Source organism: Floridaenema fluviatile BLCC-F154, from assembly GCF_041929135.1.
Lineage (GTDB): Bacteria > Cyanobacteriota > Cyanobacteriia > Cyanobacteriales > Aerosakkonemataceae > Floridanema > Floridanema fluviatile.
On the sequence record NZ_JBHFNS010000093.1, the window covers coordinates 116062 to 129375 of the forward strand.

Consider the following 13314-nt stretch of genomic DNA (forward strand, 5'->3'; position numbering starts at 1 on the left):
CTGCCAGAAAAGCCACTCGACAAGAAAGGAAAACCTTATATGATTATCTCACCGAAACGCCTTGAAGAATTAAAAAATATCCCAGAAGAAACCATTGATACATCTGATATTCCTGAGTTAGATGCTAATTTTTGGTCAAAAGCAAAGCTGGTGAAACCGATTACCAAAACAGCTATTTCTATCAGGATTGATAGCGATGTTTTAGATTGGTTTAAAAGCCAAGGGAAGGGTTATCAATCTTTGATGAATGCTGTTCTTCGCTCTTATGTTGAACATCAGAAGGATTAAGTAGATGCTAAAAAAATATGAGAGTTGTACAGAAGCGCGATCGCCTAGAACTGTGGCGCTTTTGATCGATCGCACTGACTAAGTTGATGCTAACGTAGCAAGAGATGCGATATGCCTACGGCAGGCTACGCCAACGCTCCCGACGATGAATGAGGATCTAACCCATGTCTACATCACAAACAACAGATTATTTCAACTTTACTAAGAACAGTTTATAAATAATGAAGGAGGTTAACAAGAAATTATGCAGACTTTCACATTTCATTCTCAAGTAAACTCAGATGGGATATTACGTTTAGAAATTCCTGTTGACACAATCAACACAGAACTACAAGTTACCGTTAAAGTTGAACCTGTTTCTAGCACTCCCAGAAGCCATGCAGACTCTAAAAATCGGTTTCAGCAGATGCTAAAAAAATATGAGGGTCGTACTTTTAGCGATAGTGTAGAACTGTTGCGCGAGGATCGATCGCGGTGAATAAATTTGTTGTTGATGCTAACGTAGCAATTAAATGGGTGCTGCCTGAAATTCATACTGATAGCGCCCTGCGTTTATTAAACAATAGTTACACACTTTTAGTCCCAGATTTCTTTTTCCCAGAAATAGGAAATATTTTTTGGAAGCAAGTCAGGCGTGGTGAGATGAGTTTAGCAGAAGCCCAAGAAAAATTTGCTGAATTAAGCCTAGTTGATTTTAAAATTTGTGCTTCTTTACCTCTAATGCCACTAGCTTTAGAAGTTGCAGTCCGAATTGACCAAGCAGTTTATGATTGCGTTTATTTAGCTTTGGCTGTCACGAATCAATGTCAGATGGTAACGGCTGATGAACGGTTTTATAATGCACTGCAAGGCGACGCACTAGCAAATCATCTGCGCTGGGTGGTAGACGTGCCATAAAAGTGCTAAATTTGCTGACTTGTCTATTCATATTTAATACTTTAACGATAACCCGAAACACTGCCAAAAGGAACACTTTGCTGGTGTGAATATCATTAATTGCGATAAAGTATTCCTTAAATCCAACTACATCAAAAACAAAATGAATCAAGGCATTTATGCTCAACAACTTGAATTGTTTGACTTATTTAAACCAACTTCTCTGATTGTTGGCGAAACCAAATTTACATTTGTAGACCTATTTGCTGGGATTGGCGGTTTTAGAATTCCTCTAGAAGAATTAGGCGGAAAATGTTTAGGCTATTCCGAAATAGATAAAGAAGCAATTAAAGTTTATCAAGCAAATTTTATTAAAGATGCTAATTCAGAAGAAGTAAATTTGGGAGATATTACCAAATTGAGTCAACTTCCTTTTATCGTAGATCTATTAGTTGGTGGAGTTCCCTGTCAACCTTGGTCTATTGCAGGTAAATTACAAGGTTTGGATGATCCAAGAGGTAAGCTATGGATGGATGTATTTAGAGTAGTAAAAGCTAATCAACCTAAAGCATTTATATTTGAAAATGTCAAAGGTTTAACCGAACCAAGAAACATCAACAGCCTAAAATATATAATTAATAATCTAACCGCATCTGGTTATGTGGTTAAATACCAAGTACTCAATTCTTACGACTTTGGATTACCTCAAGATAGAGATAGAACCTTTATTGTTGGGATTAGGAATGACCTAGAGAAATGCTGGGGATTTATCTTTCCTAAACCTCTAAATAAACAGTTAAAGCTGTATGATGTGATTCCGGGGATTCAACAGAGTAATTTTATTAAGAAAAAATTCTCGCCCAAGGTTTTATTTGATGGAAAAATTCCAGCTTCGAGAGGGAGATTTCAAAAAATAGATGAATTAAATGATTTCTTCTTGTTTAGTGATATTAGAGATGGACATACTACAATTCATTCTTGGGACTTAATCGAGACAACAGCAAGGGAAAAATTAATTTGTCAGACTATTCTGAAAAATCGCCGAAAAAAAATTTATGGAGATAAGGATGGTAATCCTTTAAGTTTGCTTGTTTTAGAAACACTGATTCCTGAGTTAAAGCTAGAAGAAATTGATAATTTAGTTGCTAAAGAAATTCTGCGAATCGTAGAAGGTCAAGGTTATGAATTTGTTAATTCTAAGATATCTTCCGGGATTAACGGAATTTCTAAGATTTTTTTACCTCATGCAGATGCGATCGCCACTTTAACCGCAACTGGAACTAGAGATTTTGTAGCAACAATCTCGATAGAATGTCAAGAACCAGAAGCATATAAGCAAACATTTATTAGAGAAATATACCAAAAGAAAAACTTTCGACCTCTAACAGCACAAGATTACGCCAGATTACAAGGTTTTCCCGGATCTTTCAAAATTGCTGAGAATGAAACTACAGCAAAACATCAGTTTGGTAATGCTGTTTCAGTTCCGGTTATTTACCATTTAACCAAAGCTTTACTAGAAGTAATTTTGTAATTTGTAGGTTAATTATGCCAGCTATTAGCGCAGAAAAACGGGAAATGATTAAAGGATATATTGAAGGTTTTATTCAGGGAATCTTAGATGAATATAAAGGGCGCATTATTGAAAAATCAACTACTGCAATAGAATACTTATCCCGTACTTCCACAAAAGGAGAATTGAAACCTTTTCAAGCGGCGTTAATTCCACCAGAATTAATACGTATAAATCAATTTGAGCGAGGTTTAAGTACCAGATTAGGAAACTCTTTGGAAGAATGTGCTCGCTTAATTGCTCTTGAATATCATCAAGATGCACGTCGAGGATATGATGTAACAGCAAAGGTAAGTATTGCAGCTTTTGCAGAAGCGGAACGCCAAAAAGAATATTATGAATCTGCTGCTAATAGAGGACAAGCTAAACCATCTTTTGAGCAGATGATAACAGCAGTACTTAATGCTAGGCGAACAGATGATTTAGTAAGCAAAACTGTACGTGCTGACATTTATATTTTGGCTGATAATGGAACAGAATACTTATTTGAAATAAAAGCTCCTAAACCGAATAAAGGACAGTGTTTGGAAGTTATCCAGCGTTTGTTAAGATTTCATTTACTGCGGGGTGCAAATCGTCCCCAAGTACAAGCTTACTATGCCATGCCTTATAATCCATCTGGCTTAACAAAAGCTGATTATAAGTGGTCACAAGCAAGAAGTTATCTACCTTTTAATGAAGCTGTAATTATTGGAAATGAATTCTGGAATATTGTAGGTGGAGCGACTGCTTATGAGGAGTTGTTGGAAATATATCTAGAAGTGGGAAGGGAGAAAAGTAAATATATGTTGGATGCGTTAGCTTTTGGGTTTTAAAGAAGTCGCGTATACTCTCACAAAACAATTATTTCTAGCATTCCCAGAAGTCATGCAGAGTCTAAAAATCGGTTTGAGTAGATGCTAAAAAAATATGAGGGTTGTACAGAAGCGCGATCGCCTAAAACTGTGGCGCTTTTGATCGATCGCACTGACTAAGTTGATGCTAACGTAGCAAGAGATGCGATCTGTAAATCCTCTATATCCTAATCAAAATCGTCGCTATTTATATACATCTCCACGAGAACCAATAGTCGTAACAACATATAGTTGATTCTCCGTATCTTCTCTAAACAATACGCGATATTTACCCACTCGCAACCGTAACTCAGGACGACCTTTTAGTGGCTTAATATCAAGTACAGTAGGATTGCTAATTAAAGTATCTAAAGCATTTATAATCCGAATTTGGTCATCTGGTTGCATCCGTTCCAGATAACGCTGCGCTGCTTTCAGGAGAATATAATCAGTCAAATTTTTCTCCTAACAGCCTTTGTTTTAGTTCTTTTGAAGATATACCGCGATCGCGCCCTGCCAAATAATCTTCCCAAGCTGCTTCGCTTTCTGCTATTTCTTCAGTTGTCATTACTTCATCATCTTCTTCCACTTCTTCAGAAACGTTGACTATGGTTTTTAATTCTTCTAATAACCTGAATTTGTCTGTAAGAGTTAGACTTTTAACTTGAGTGAGTATGTCTTCATAAGTAGGCATAATGCTCTAGCTGGAAATTTTATAAGTTGAATCTATTATACTTAAACATTGACCACGAAAGCAGATGCTAAAAAATATGAGGGTTGCACTTTTAGCGATCGCCTAAAACTATTGCGCTTTTGATCGATCGCACTGACTAAGTTGATGCTAACGTAGCAGGAGATGCGATCGCTCTTGATGATAAGGAGCAAACCCATGTCAACATCACAAATAACAGATTATTTCAACTTTCTCTCCCCTGATGATATTCGGCTCAAAGGAACAAGAATTGGCATCGAAACCATACTTTATGAATATATCGATCGCGGTCATAGTCCAGAAGAAATTGCCCAAACCTATCCCTCACTTACCTTAGAACAAGTTTATGCCACAATTCTCTATTACTTACAAAACAAAGAAACTATCAGCAATTACCTGAAAAATTGGATAGAACATGGTCACAGAATGAGAGAACAACAGCGCCTAAATCCTCCACCCGTCTCGGAAAAACTTCGGCAATTAAGAGCTACTAGACAAGCCCAAAAACAAACCAATGGCTCTAAAATACCTAATTGATGAAAACGTCAATCCTCTATATCCTAATCAAATCAGACGGCGAGAACCAGATATCGTTATCCAAGTAGTAGGAGAACCCGAAACACCACCAAAAGGCACACTCGATCCTGAAATTCTTTGCTGGTGTGAGGATCGTCAATTTGTACTGGTCACTAATAACCGTACTTCGATGCCAGTTCATTTGAACGATCATATTGCACTAGGTCGCCATATACCAGGGATTTTTATCCTCAATCCTAATTTAACTATTGGCGAAAATTTGGAGGAATTGATTTTAGCTGCCCTCGCTTCTGAGGATGATGAATATCAAGACCGAATTGTTTATTTACCTTTGCCATAAACTGTTTTGTTTATCGGTTTAAGCAGATGCTAAAAAAATATGAGGGTTGTACTTTTAGCGATCGCCTATAACTGTGGCGCTTTTGATCGATCGCCGTGACTAAGTTGATGTTAACGTAGCAAGAGATGCGATCGTATTAATAAACTTCACTACGATGAGCAATAATAGCGACAATTACCAGTTTTCGTTCATCATTGATTGAATAAACTACTCGATAATCTCCAATTCGATATCTATAATATCCAGCTAAATCCCCCTTAAGAGCCTTAATATTTGGATGACTGCGAGGATTAATTTTGAGCATCTCAAAGCATCTATCTAACTTGCGTTGCAATTGAGCCGATGCTGCTTCAAAAAACTCTTGCGCGTCAGAACTAACGACAACTGTATATAAATCAGTATTTTCGTTTGAGTTGGTCAACTGGAATCACCTTACCTGCTGCTATATCTTTTTTCGCCTTGGCAAAACTTTCTTGAAAACCAGGAATTTGCAATAATTCTTCCGTGGCTTCATTACTGTCTCGCTCTAATAAATAGGCTAAAAAGTCAACAGCTACAAGAAGTTTTTCTGCTGACAGTTGCTCTACATATTCCTTTGCTTGTTCGCGAATGTCTGTAGTATTCATAGTGACTAAGCAGATAACTATAACCTATTGTAGCTGAGATGCTAAAAAATATGAGGGTTGCACTTTTAGCGATCGCCTAGAACTGTTGCGAGAGGATCGATCGCAATAACTAAGTTGATGTTAACGTTGTGTAGGCTCTCTCATAGTTATAAAATCCAAGTCTGTATTTGATTAGTTATTAGGATTATCATCTTGATTACGTTGATTAAGTAGCATATCTAAAAGCCGATTTGTTTCCCTTCTTAAGCCGACAATTTCTGCTTGCTGTTGCTCCATTCTTTGAAATAAGCGATCGCGTTCTTCTCTCGCTTCTGCTGCGGCATTAGCTAATGCTAGAATTGAACGAGCATTACTTTCTACCAGACGAGCGTTATTTTCTACTATGCTTGCCAAACGATCTAATTTTTCATCATCCCAACGTTCTGTAGTCATAATTTTCGTTAATAATTATAGTAAGCTGTTACGTATTTAAATCACTTATTAAGCAGTAGGGTGCGTCAGACGGTAAAGCCTGATATAGAAAGGAAAATATCCCCTTCTGACGCACCCTACAATATGACTTTTAAAGGCGTAACAGGTTAAGTAATATTGTAGCTGAGATGCTAAAAAATATGAGGGTTGCACAGAGGCGCGATCGCCTAGACTAAAACTATGGCGCTTTTGATCGATCGCCATGACTAAGTTGAGGGTATCTGCTAAACCAACCCGATAATTACGGCGCATTTCTGCTGCACAATTTAAAATCGATTCTGTTAGCACAACGCAGCTAAGTCTCCTGAAGAATTCTCGCATTTCATTTGCTTGTTCTTCTGTCAAGGCAGGGTAACAAAGCAACTCTACCCAATTGATCGGGCAGTAATGTTTGAGGAGTTAGGAAAGATTAGCGATCGCTAAATCCAGCATTTCGGAAAGTTGTTGGCGCTGGGTGTCGGAAATGCCTTGAAAAGCTTCTTCGCGCAATTCCACAGCAATTGGTGGTAGGACAAATTTTAGCTCTTTTCCCGCATCTGTTAACCAAATTCGCCAAACTCTGCGATCGCGGGTGTCTCGTTCTCGGCGCACTAATCCGCGCTGTTCCATGCGATCGAGCACTCCTGTCAAAGTCCCTCCCACCTGTTGCAATTTTTCGCCTATGCTAGAAGTCGCTAAGCCGTCCTCCTGCCATAAGCAACACAACACAACCCAATGAAAGGGGGTTAAACCGTAAGGCTCCAATCGCTCTTGAAATTTACGTGCTAGCAGTTGAGATAATAGCTTGATTCGGTAGCCCATACCGTGCGGTGCCAAAACCTCTTGCCACCCCCTTGATAACTTCTGTTCCGCAGATGGAGTAGGCATTTAATTTAGCCTCCTAAGAATTACTTAGTGTGCTTAAATTAAGAATACGATCCATTTTAACAAAAGTCAAGCAAAACGCGAACCGCAACCAAACTGGTTAATTGCTGAAAAAAATCTAAAAGAAAATACTTTGGACTACACCAAGAGATTAAAGTCAAATTAAGTTAGATAAGTTTTACTTAAGTAGGTCAAGAAAATGAAATTAGTTTCGATCGCCAGAATAGCACTAGCAACTACTGTCGCTTTAACATATTTTAGTTTAGCAGAATCAATTGAGGCTGAAGAGACTGTTAAGAAAGACAACAATTTTGTCAATTTGTCCCAGCAAAGTAGTGGTAATTTTGAGTCAAAAAACAAACAAAGATATGATTACGATCGGGATAGATACCGAGATAGATACGATTGGGAGCGAAACCGGGATCGGTACGATCGAAACGATCGTTACCGATATTATGATGATATTAACAGACTTTATCGCCAAGTTTTAGGACGGAATGCTGATAATGAAGGATTAAGAACCTGGTCAAGACAGTTACAAAGAGGTCGTTCATTGAGTGATATTCGTCGCGAACTTGCCTACAGTCGAGAAGCTGGAGCTAGAATTAATGATATTTATCGGCGAGTTTTAGGGAGAAATGTAGACCGAAATGGTTTAAGAACTTGGCAATCAGAATTAGCTAGAGGTAAAAGCTTGCGTGAAGTCGAACGATCGATCGAACGCAGTCCAGAAGCTAGACGGAGAAGGTATTAAAAATTACACAGGCTAAAAAACCATGAAAGTTAAAAGTTTTACTAATTTACTAATATCTACTTCAACTTTTGTGGTAGGACTTAGCTTAGCCAACCCAGTTGAAGCACTCGACTGCGGTTGGCAAGAAATACTTTCTCCCATATTAAGAGGAAACCGAGAAAGGGAACGTCAGAGCCATTTAGGAAAACTTTCTGACATTGAACAGATTAATCAAATTTACATTGAAGTATTAGGGAGAGAAGTTGATTTTCCAGGGATTATAACTTGGACAAAAGAGTTAGATCGCTACAGGACTATTTGTGATATTCGCCGGGATATTGCTTATAGTCGAGAAGCCGAAGCAGCGATTAACCAAATGTATCAAGAAGTTTTAGGTCGTAACGTAGACCGAAAAGGTTTAGAAATCTGGAAAAATGTGCTAGCTAAAGGTACAACTTTGTATCGAATTCGCCTATATTTAGAAAAATATAAGGAGGAAATGGAGAAAAAATCCCAACCAAATCAATCATAATTTTCTTAAACCAATTTCTAAGCCAAGGCAAACTCCAGTGAGAAAATTTAAGTCTAGATTTTCTATGCGATCGCTAACTTGATGATAATGAGGATTTCGCAGAAAAGCTGTATCGGTAATCATCATCGATCGATAACCATTATCCCAAAAAGAAGCATGATCGCTCAAGCGAGTTTGCCGTACCATTTTACCTTTATTTGGCACAGGCAACCATTCCGCAGGAACACCACTTTTGCGGATATTTCGGCTCAGTTTAATTAAATCAGGAATAGTAGTTAAATTGCCAATTAAAGCAATAAAATTACCTGTATTTGGGTAAAACTTTTCCAATCCTGCTGGGTAACGTTGAGAGTTAGGAGCATGATTACAATAACCCAACATTTCTAAAGAAATCATCAGCCGCAAATGTTGTTTTTCTCGCCTTAATTTAGCCGCATATTCCTGACTACCAAGTAAGCCATATTCTTCCATATCAAAAGCAACTAATCGCACGGGATATTTCAAAGGTTTAGCGGCAAATACTTTCGCCAATTCCAATAATACAGCAACACCTGTGGCGTTATCATCTGCACCCGGACAATTTGGCACAGCATCATAATGTGCGCCAATTAAAATAGGTGGAGACTTTTCTTTGTTCCTACTTAAAGGTGGTAGATTTAAAATCAAATTTTGATGTGTTTGACCTCTAATAGCAAATTCATGAGTTTCCACATCACCGAATTGTTGGAATTGTTCGCGGATATATTGCTGCACGAAAAAGTGACCTGCTGAGGAGAGGTAGGGATCGCGATCGCGTACAATTTGAATTAAATGTTCTTGCAATCTTTCTGTTAAATTCATAAGTTGCTTCTCCTGAAGATTCTCGCAGATTGGAAATCTGGGGCTACACAAACTAAGTCCACCTGCGCGGACTTAGATTTTTGTTTATGATTGCTGAAGTTAACTGAGGTAGACTCGGAGATCGATCGCACTCTCGATACTCCCCATCTTCCAAATGCAAAATTACCAACCGCCCATCATCATAACGCCAAATTTCAGGAACACCTAAAGCTGTGTAAATGCCTAATCTATTCATTGAACTACAATAAGCTGTTACGCATTTAAATCACTTATTAACGAGTAGGGTGCGTCAGACGGTAAAGCCTATGTAGAAAGGAAAATATCTAAATCTGACGCACCCTACAATATGACTAATCTATTCATTGAACTACTAGTAATATCAATTTCAATTACTAAATCAGGAGGTGGTTACTGTAAATTATATGTTTTTGATTTTAACTCATCAAACTTCGCCACGCAATTGTTTATATCCTCCTAAAAACACCAACCAAACTACTACAACTAACCAATGAATAATTACTGGCAACCATAGAGAACCACTTTGTTCATAAACAATACTACAAACTATTCCTAAAACTGCCGCTAATAACAAAAAAACCGGATTAAAAAAAGTTTTGCGTCCGGTAGGAAAGAAAGTTACTGCATTTAGTGGATGATAAATAACAAAAAGCACTAAACTAATAATTACCCAAAAGCAGACTGTTGCGATCGTCCTATTTTCTTGAGGATGAGGAAGTAACAAAACTCGGAAAAATAGCTCTTCCGAAATACCAGGAAAGAACAGAGAACCTGCTATGATACTTAAAATTATTTTCTTTGGTGCTTTCATATTCTCAACTTTCAGGAAATTGCACCACAAACCAACAGGCAAGCAAAAGAGAGTTAGTATAAGTAACAATGCCGCAGCAATTAGCCAAGCCTTAATGGTCGGGAAAGTGAAAAAAGCCACATTAATTCGCCAAACCAGCTGATGAAAAAGATTTAATAAATCTAAAGAAAACATCAAGGGAATCTCCTAATGGTAAAGTGAGAAATAAAAATCAATTGACATTAGTTAGTTAATATAAATTAAATGGAAAAACAATCATCATCCGAAAGAGTCAGAGCGCACGTTTTTATTACTGGAAACGTTCATGGAGTAGGTTATCGCCTAGCTACTTGGGACAAAGCAAACCAATGGGGAATCGGTGGTTGGGTGGAAGAAATACCCGATGGACGGGTAGAAGCTGTATTTGAAGGAAATAAAGAACTTGTCGAAGCAATCATTCGTTGGTGTTACCGAGGGAGTCCTGATGCCGTAGTCAAAACTGTTACCACTAAATATGAAGAACCAGAAGGATTAAAGGATTTTATTATCCGGCGACCCAGCGACGTTAATATTAAAAATGAACCGAAAGAGATTAAAGTTAAAACTATTAATGCGATTTTATTTGTACATGGTGTAATTCCTCATGATTGTAACTTTTCGGAAACAAAATTATATGATTTACTTTGGGAACCAGTTAAGAAACATTATAATTTATCCGAACGAATTGATGAGATTATTTCAGTAAATTGGGGTCATTATTTAGCAGAGACAAACGAAGCAAGACTAGATGAGACATTGAGTAAAGCAGAAGAGTTTATCGCTAAACAAATTAACTTCCGATCGCCACCCCACAACACTACTAATAACTTTAGCTTACAACCTTGGTGGCGATCGCTAGTTCAACCCCTGCAAAGCCTATTATTTTCCCCAGAAATTGGTGCAGCTATTTACTATAATGGAATCGCAGGAAAAACAGCATTACAACTAGCAGTTTATCAACAAATCGTAGAATTCCTCGAAAAATATCGCCATCAAATAGAGAAAAATTTATCTAGAGAAGAAGTAAGCATTAAAATTAGACTACACGCGATTAGTAGCGGTTTAGGTGCAAGTATCGTTAACGATTTCTTGCATGGTTTATTTTTCCCAACTGGAGAACGAATTAGGAATTATCCTGAACAAGCTAAAGAACCAATAATTGCCAGCAGTCATATTTTAGCAGAAGAAAAGCAAGAAACAGTAGAACGCTATTTATTTTGGTGTACTGCTGCTCAGAAAAAACATTTAGAACTAGGATCTATTGTGAGCATGGCATCCCAACTTCCAGTTTTATTCCTAAGTTCACAACGGGTAATTAATACCTTTGCTAATCAAGAAACTTTATCGGTTGATGAAATTGGCATTCCTCAGCAAAGCCAAGAAATTATTTGGAAAGTTTTTTATGATATCGACGATCTCTCAGCATTTTCTATCAGTCCTTTATTTGGTAATCATCCAGCAATTGAAGATATTGCTATTCAGATGAGTAATAATTACAGTAATTATTCCAGTTATTGGGTAAACGGAATAGTTCATACTCATGTAGCAGAACTTTTAAATCGTAGAGTTGTGAGTTAAAAAATCATGACAAAAGAATCACAAACAAACCTAATTCGTGTTCATGTTTTTGTTTCAGGAAGCGTTCAAGGCGTAGGTTATCGCTATTCTACTTACAATCAAGCAAAACAGTTAGGTGTTAATGGTTGGGTGCGTAATTTAGCCGATGGTAGAGTTGAGGCTGTTTTTGAAGGAGAAAAAGCCGCAGTCGATCGAATAATTCTTTGGTGTCATCAAGGAAGCCGTTCAGCGGTAGTGAAAAACGTCGCCGTTCAATCCGAACAACCTCAAGGTTTAACAAATTTTGAAATAAAAGGACGAGATTGGTAGCTAAGAATGTAACTTATTTAACTGATTTTTTAGCTCAAATTAATAATGTATGGAAATAGAGTAGTTACTTCACTAAAAATTAATTTAAGTTAAGGAAAATATCCGAACATATTTTTTTGAAACTATGTCTTCAAAAATACCACTTTATTGGCAACTCACTTCAAACTAAAAATACGTGGGTCGATCGCTATTTTTGGAGTGACCGTAGGGAGTCATCAATGAATAAACTAGATGAATACTACAAAGTACTGGAACTAGAACCTGGAGCCTCCTTAGAAGAAATTCACCAGGGGTACAAAGATTTAGCTATGGTGTGGCATCCAGACCGTTTTCCCAACCATCCACGACTGCAACAAAAAGCTCATAAAAAGTTACAACAAATCAACGAAGCTCATCAACATTTACGTTCACATACTTACACTTCCGTTTCTCTGACTTCTCCAGCTAATCCCGATTACCAAAATCCCCCTTCTTCCTCGATTCAAAAAAACGGCAGCCACTTTCACCAACAACCTAAAACCCAACCAAAAACCGAAAATATGTACCGAAATAGAGATGACTGTTCACCGTTCAGTAATTTCAATCGTAAAGATATGTTTGTGTGGTTAGACTAGAATTCTCCTAGAGTATTTATAGTTTTAATTCTCTTAAATAATCAATCATGAATCTGGCATCGCTACTGAGATTAAACCGCACAATTCGTGTCATTGGTTTCGATGATGCACCTTTTCAGCGTCGCCGAGGAAGTCGTGTAGCGATTTCTGGAATTGTCTGTGCAAATACCCGTTTTGAAGGCATGATTTGGGGGTATGTTCGACAAGATGGTTGGAACGCTACCGACACAATTTGTAAGTTACTTATTGGCAGCAAATTTTTACCACAATTACATATTTTGCTACTAGATGGTATAGCTTTTGGTGGCTTCAACATAGTTGACCTGCCACTACTTTCCCAGCGACTAACACTTCCTTGTGTTTCCGTTATGCGCCATATCCCAAACTTGAGCGCAATGGAAACCGCCTTGCGTCGTCTTCCCCAACCAGAAAAACGCTTAAAAATACTGCAACGTGCAGGTACAATTCATGCTTTTCCACCTTTTTATTTCCAAGTTTGTGGCGAAACTCCAGAAATTACCACTGCGGTATTGCAAAGATTGACAGACTGCGGTAACGTTCCAGAAGCCCTGCGTCTTGCACATTTAATTGGTGCAGCTGTCATACAGGGCGAAAGTGGAAAATCCGCTTAAAACTGCTAGTAAGTTGTATTTCTTAAAAGTATATTTCCGAAATATTAAAAAATATTAAGTATGGTCAAAAACTGAACAATTGATAATTTTTTGGGGCATCTTTAGTATA

General features: G+C 37.7%; 24 protein-coding genes. 13 read left to right on the plus strand and 11 right to left on the minus strand.

Features of this window, described 5'->3' with window-relative positions:
* Positions 1-39: 39 nt before the first annotated feature.
* From ACE1B6_RS27455 to ACE1B6_RS27475, 5 genes are all read left to right on the plus strand, one after another.
* Positions 40-288, plus strand: coding sequence for a BrnA antitoxin family protein (locus ACE1B6_RS27455; protein ID WP_413260479.1), 249 nt, complete (start codon positions 40-42; stop codon positions 286-288).
* Between the two features lie 244 nt (positions 289-532).
* A complete protein-coding gene (locus ACE1B6_RS27460; RefSeq protein WP_413260480.1) occupies positions 533-766 on the plus strand; it encodes a hypothetical protein in 234 nt (77 codons plus the stop codon).
* Complete coding sequence (locus tag ACE1B6_RS27465; RefSeq protein ID WP_413260481.1) at positions 763-1185, plus strand: type II toxin-antitoxin system VapC family toxin; 423 nt, start codon at positions 763-765, stop codon at positions 1183-1185. Before ACE1B6_RS27460 ends, ACE1B6_RS27465 begins: the two co-directional genes overlap by 4 nt.
* Positions 1186-1327: 142 nt before the next feature.
* Positions 1328-2698, plus strand: coding sequence for a DNA cytosine methyltransferase (locus ACE1B6_RS27470; RefSeq protein ID WP_413260482.1), 1371 nt, complete (start codon positions 1328-1330; stop codon positions 2696-2698).
* A 14-nt stretch (positions 2699-2712) separates the two neighbouring features.
* Positions 2713-3552, plus strand: coding sequence for a TdeIII family type II restriction endonuclease (locus ACE1B6_RS27475; protein ID WP_413260483.1), 840 nt, complete (start codon positions 2713-2715; stop codon positions 3550-3552).
* A 222-nt stretch (positions 3553-3774) separates the two neighbouring features.
* Here ACE1B6_RS27475 and ACE1B6_RS27480 read toward each other — a convergent pair whose 3' ends face one another.
* From ACE1B6_RS27480 to ACE1B6_RS27490, 3 genes are read right to left on the minus strand one after another with little or no spacing between them, the layout of a single operon-like run.
* Entirely contained in the window at positions 3775-4026 is a 252-nt protein-coding gene (locus ACE1B6_RS27480) for a type II toxin-antitoxin system RelE family toxin (protein ID WP_413260484.1), read from the minus strand.
* Positions 4019-4264 (minus strand): hypothetical protein, encoded by a 246-nt coding sequence (locus tag ACE1B6_RS27485; protein ID WP_413260485.1) that lies wholly within the window; start codon positions 4262-4264, stop codon positions 4019-4021. Before ACE1B6_RS27485 ends, ACE1B6_RS27480 begins: the two co-directional genes overlap by 8 nt.
* A 41-nt stretch (positions 4265-4305) precedes the next feature.
* Complete coding sequence (locus tag ACE1B6_RS27490) at positions 4306-4461, minus strand: hypothetical protein (protein WP_413260486.1); 156 nt, start codon at positions 4459-4461, stop codon at positions 4306-4308.
* Between ACE1B6_RS27490 and ACE1B6_RS27495 the strand changes: the two genes are divergently transcribed.
* Positions 4460-4819, plus strand: coding sequence for a DUF433 domain-containing protein (locus ACE1B6_RS27495; protein WP_413260487.1), 360 nt, complete (start codon positions 4460-4462; stop codon positions 4817-4819). The genes ACE1B6_RS27490 and ACE1B6_RS27495 overlap by 2 nt on opposite strands.
* Positions 4797-5159 carry a DUF5615 family PIN-like protein gene (locus tag ACE1B6_RS27500; protein WP_413260488.1) on the plus strand — a complete coding sequence of 121 codons (363 nt, stop codon included), beginning with the start codon at positions 4797-4799 and terminating at the stop codon, positions 5157-5159. The genes ACE1B6_RS27495 and ACE1B6_RS27500 overlap by 23 nt, the downstream gene beginning before the upstream one ends.
* 136 nt (positions 5160-5295) lie before the next feature.
* Here the strand turns inward: ACE1B6_RS27500 and ACE1B6_RS27505 are convergent, their stop codons facing one another.
* The 5 genes from ACE1B6_RS27505 to ACE1B6_RS27525 form a co-directional block, all read right to left on the minus strand.
* Positions 5296-5580 carry a type II toxin-antitoxin system RelE family toxin gene (locus tag ACE1B6_RS27505; protein WP_413260489.1) on the minus strand — a complete coding sequence of 95 codons (285 nt, stop codon included), beginning with the start codon at positions 5578-5580 and terminating at the stop codon, positions 5296-5298.
* A complete protein-coding gene (locus tag ACE1B6_RS27510; RefSeq protein WP_413260490.1) occupies positions 5555-5785 on the minus strand; it encodes a hypothetical protein in 231 nt (76 codons plus the stop codon). The genes ACE1B6_RS27505 and ACE1B6_RS27510 overlap by 26 nt, the downstream gene beginning before the upstream one ends.
* 171 nt (positions 5786-5956) lie before the next feature.
* Positions 5957-6217: a hypothetical protein gene (locus ACE1B6_RS27515; protein ID WP_413260491.1), complete on the minus strand. Its 261-nt coding sequence runs from the start codon at positions 6215-6217 to the stop codon at positions 5957-5959.
* A 48-nt stretch (positions 6218-6265) separates the two neighbouring features.
* Entirely contained in the window at positions 6266-6544 is a 279-nt protein-coding gene (locus ACE1B6_RS27520) for a hypothetical protein (protein ID WP_413260492.1), read from the minus strand.
* A 111-nt stretch (positions 6545-6655) separates the two neighbouring features.
* A complete protein-coding gene (locus tag ACE1B6_RS27525) occupies positions 6656-7123 on the minus strand; it encodes a MarR family winged helix-turn-helix transcriptional regulator (RefSeq protein ID WP_413260493.1) in 468 nt (155 codons plus the stop codon).
* Between the two features lie 196 nt (positions 7124-7319).
* On the opposite strand from ACE1B6_RS27525, the gene ACE1B6_RS27530 reads away from it, so the two are divergent.
* Both ACE1B6_RS27530 and ACE1B6_RS27535 read left to right on the plus strand, forming a co-directional pair.
* Entirely contained in the window at positions 7320-7874 is a 555-nt protein-coding gene (locus ACE1B6_RS27530; protein ID WP_413260494.1) for a DUF4214 domain-containing protein, read from the plus strand.
* 22 nt (positions 7875-7896) lie between these two features.
* Positions 7897-8385, plus strand: coding sequence for a DUF4214 domain-containing protein (locus tag ACE1B6_RS27535; protein WP_413260495.1), 489 nt, complete (start codon positions 7897-7899; stop codon positions 8383-8385).
* Here ACE1B6_RS27535 and ACE1B6_RS27540 read toward each other — a convergent pair.
* The 3 genes from ACE1B6_RS27540 to ACE1B6_RS27550 all read right to left on the minus strand — a co-directional run bounded on the left by ACE1B6_RS27540 (position 8380) and on the right by ACE1B6_RS27550 (position 10228).
* Positions 8380-9225, minus strand: a complete 846-nt coding sequence (locus ACE1B6_RS27540) for a M28 family peptidase (protein ID WP_413260496.1) — start codon at positions 9223-9225, stop codon at positions 8380-8382. The genes ACE1B6_RS27535 and ACE1B6_RS27540 overlap by 6 nt on opposite strands.
* A 52-nt stretch (positions 9226-9277) precedes the next feature.
* The gene (locus ACE1B6_RS27545; RefSeq protein ID WP_413260497.1) at positions 9278-9460 is read right to left on the minus strand and encodes a PDDEXK family nuclease; all 183 of its coding nucleotides are present in this window, start codon (positions 9458-9460) and stop codon (positions 9278-9280) included.
* A gap of 207 nt (positions 9461-9667) precedes the next feature.
* Entirely contained in the window at positions 9668-10228 is a 561-nt protein-coding gene (locus ACE1B6_RS27550; protein WP_413260498.1) for a CPBP family glutamic-type intramembrane protease, read from the minus strand.
* A 69-nt stretch (positions 10229-10297) separates the two neighbouring features.
* Between ACE1B6_RS27550 and ACE1B6_RS27555 the strand changes: the two genes are divergently transcribed.
* From ACE1B6_RS27555 to ACE1B6_RS27570, 4 genes are all read left to right on the plus strand, one after another.
* Positions 10298-11650, plus strand: a complete 1353-nt coding sequence (locus tag ACE1B6_RS27555) for an acylphosphatase (RefSeq protein WP_413260499.1) — start codon at positions 10298-10300, stop codon at positions 11648-11650.
* Between the two features lie 6 nt (positions 11651-11656).
* Complete coding sequence (locus ACE1B6_RS27560; protein ID WP_413260500.1) at positions 11657-11959, plus strand: acylphosphatase; 303 nt, start codon at positions 11657-11659, stop codon at positions 11957-11959.
* A gap of 218 nt (positions 11960-12177) precedes the next feature.
* Positions 12178-12573, plus strand: coding sequence for a J domain-containing protein (locus tag ACE1B6_RS27565; protein ID WP_413260501.1), 396 nt, complete (start codon positions 12178-12180; stop codon positions 12571-12573).
* A 47-nt stretch (positions 12574-12620) separates the two neighbouring features.
* Entirely contained in the window at positions 12621-13205 is a 585-nt protein-coding gene (locus tag ACE1B6_RS27570) for an endonuclease dU (RefSeq protein WP_413260502.1), read from the plus strand.
* Positions 13206-13314: the final 109 nt, after the last annotated feature.

Excerpts from the sequence above, each read along its gene's own strand:
- ACE1B6_RS27455 (WP_413260479.1), top strand. The coding sequence starts at position 40 with ATGATTATCTCACCGAAACGCCTTGAAGAATTAAAAAATATCCCAGAA.
- ACE1B6_RS27460 (WP_413260480.1), top strand. The coding sequence starts at position 533 with ATGCAGACTTTCACATTTCATTCTCAAGTAAACTCAGATGGGATATTA.
- ACE1B6_RS27470 (WP_413260482.1), top strand. The coding sequence starts at position 1,328 with ATGAATCAAGGCATTTATGCTCAACAACTTGAATTGTTTGACTTATTT.
- ACE1B6_RS27475 (WP_413260483.1), top strand. The coding sequence starts at position 2,713 with ATGCCAGCTATTAGCGCAGAAAAACGGGAAATGATTAAAGGATATATT.
- ACE1B6_RS27485 (WP_413260485.1), bottom strand. The coding sequence starts at position 4,264 with ATGCCTACTTATGAAGACATACTCACTCAAGTTAAAAGTCTAACTCTT.
- ACE1B6_RS27495 (WP_413260487.1), top strand. The coding sequence starts at position 4,460 with ATGTCAACATCACAAATAACAGATTATTTCAACTTTCTCTCCCCTGAT.
- ACE1B6_RS27490 (WP_413260486.1), bottom strand. The coding sequence starts at position 4,461 with ATGGGTTTGCTCCTTATCATCAAGAGCGATCGCATCTCCTGCTACGTT.
- ACE1B6_RS27500 (WP_413260488.1), top strand. The coding sequence starts at position 4,797 with ATGGCTCTAAAATACCTAATTGATGAAAACGTCAATCCTCTATATCCT.
- ACE1B6_RS27510 (WP_413260490.1), bottom strand. The coding sequence starts at position 5,785 with ATGAATACTACAGACATTCGCGAACAAGCAAAGGAATATGTAGAGCAA.
- ACE1B6_RS27515 (WP_413260491.1), bottom strand. The coding sequence starts at position 6,217 with ATGACTACAGAACGTTGGGATGATGAAAAATTAGATCGTTTGGCAAGC.
- ACE1B6_RS27525 (WP_413260493.1), bottom strand. The coding sequence starts at position 7,123 with ATGCCTACTCCATCTGCGGAACAGAAGTTATCAAGGGGGTGGCAAGAG.
- ACE1B6_RS27530 (WP_413260494.1), top strand. The coding sequence starts at position 7,320 with ATGAAATTAGTTTCGATCGCCAGAATAGCACTAGCAACTACTGTCGCT.
- ACE1B6_RS27535 (WP_413260495.1), top strand. The coding sequence starts at position 7,897 with ATGAAAGTTAAAAGTTTTACTAATTTACTAATATCTACTTCAACTTTT.
- ACE1B6_RS27540 (WP_413260496.1), bottom strand. The coding sequence starts at position 9,225 with ATGAATTTAACAGAAAGATTGCAAGAACATTTAATTCAAATTGTACGC.
- ACE1B6_RS27545 (WP_413260497.1), bottom strand. The coding sequence starts at position 9,460 with ATGAATAGATTAGGCATTTACACAGCTTTAGGTGTTCCTGAAATTTGG.
- ACE1B6_RS27550 (WP_413260498.1), bottom strand. The coding sequence starts at position 10,228 with ATGTTTTCTTTAGATTTATTAAATCTTTTTCATCAGCTGGTTTGGCGA.
- ACE1B6_RS27555 (WP_413260499.1), top strand. The coding sequence starts at position 10,298 with ATGGAAAAACAATCATCATCCGAAAGAGTCAGAGCGCACGTTTTTATT.
- ACE1B6_RS27560 (WP_413260500.1), top strand. The coding sequence starts at position 11,657 with ATGACAAAAGAATCACAAACAAACCTAATTCGTGTTCATGTTTTTGTT.
- ACE1B6_RS27565 (WP_413260501.1), top strand. The coding sequence starts at position 12,178 with ATGAATAAACTAGATGAATACTACAAAGTACTGGAACTAGAACCTGGA.
- ACE1B6_RS27570 (WP_413260502.1), top strand. The coding sequence starts at position 12,621 with ATGAATCTGGCATCGCTACTGAGATTAAACCGCACAATTCGTGTCATT.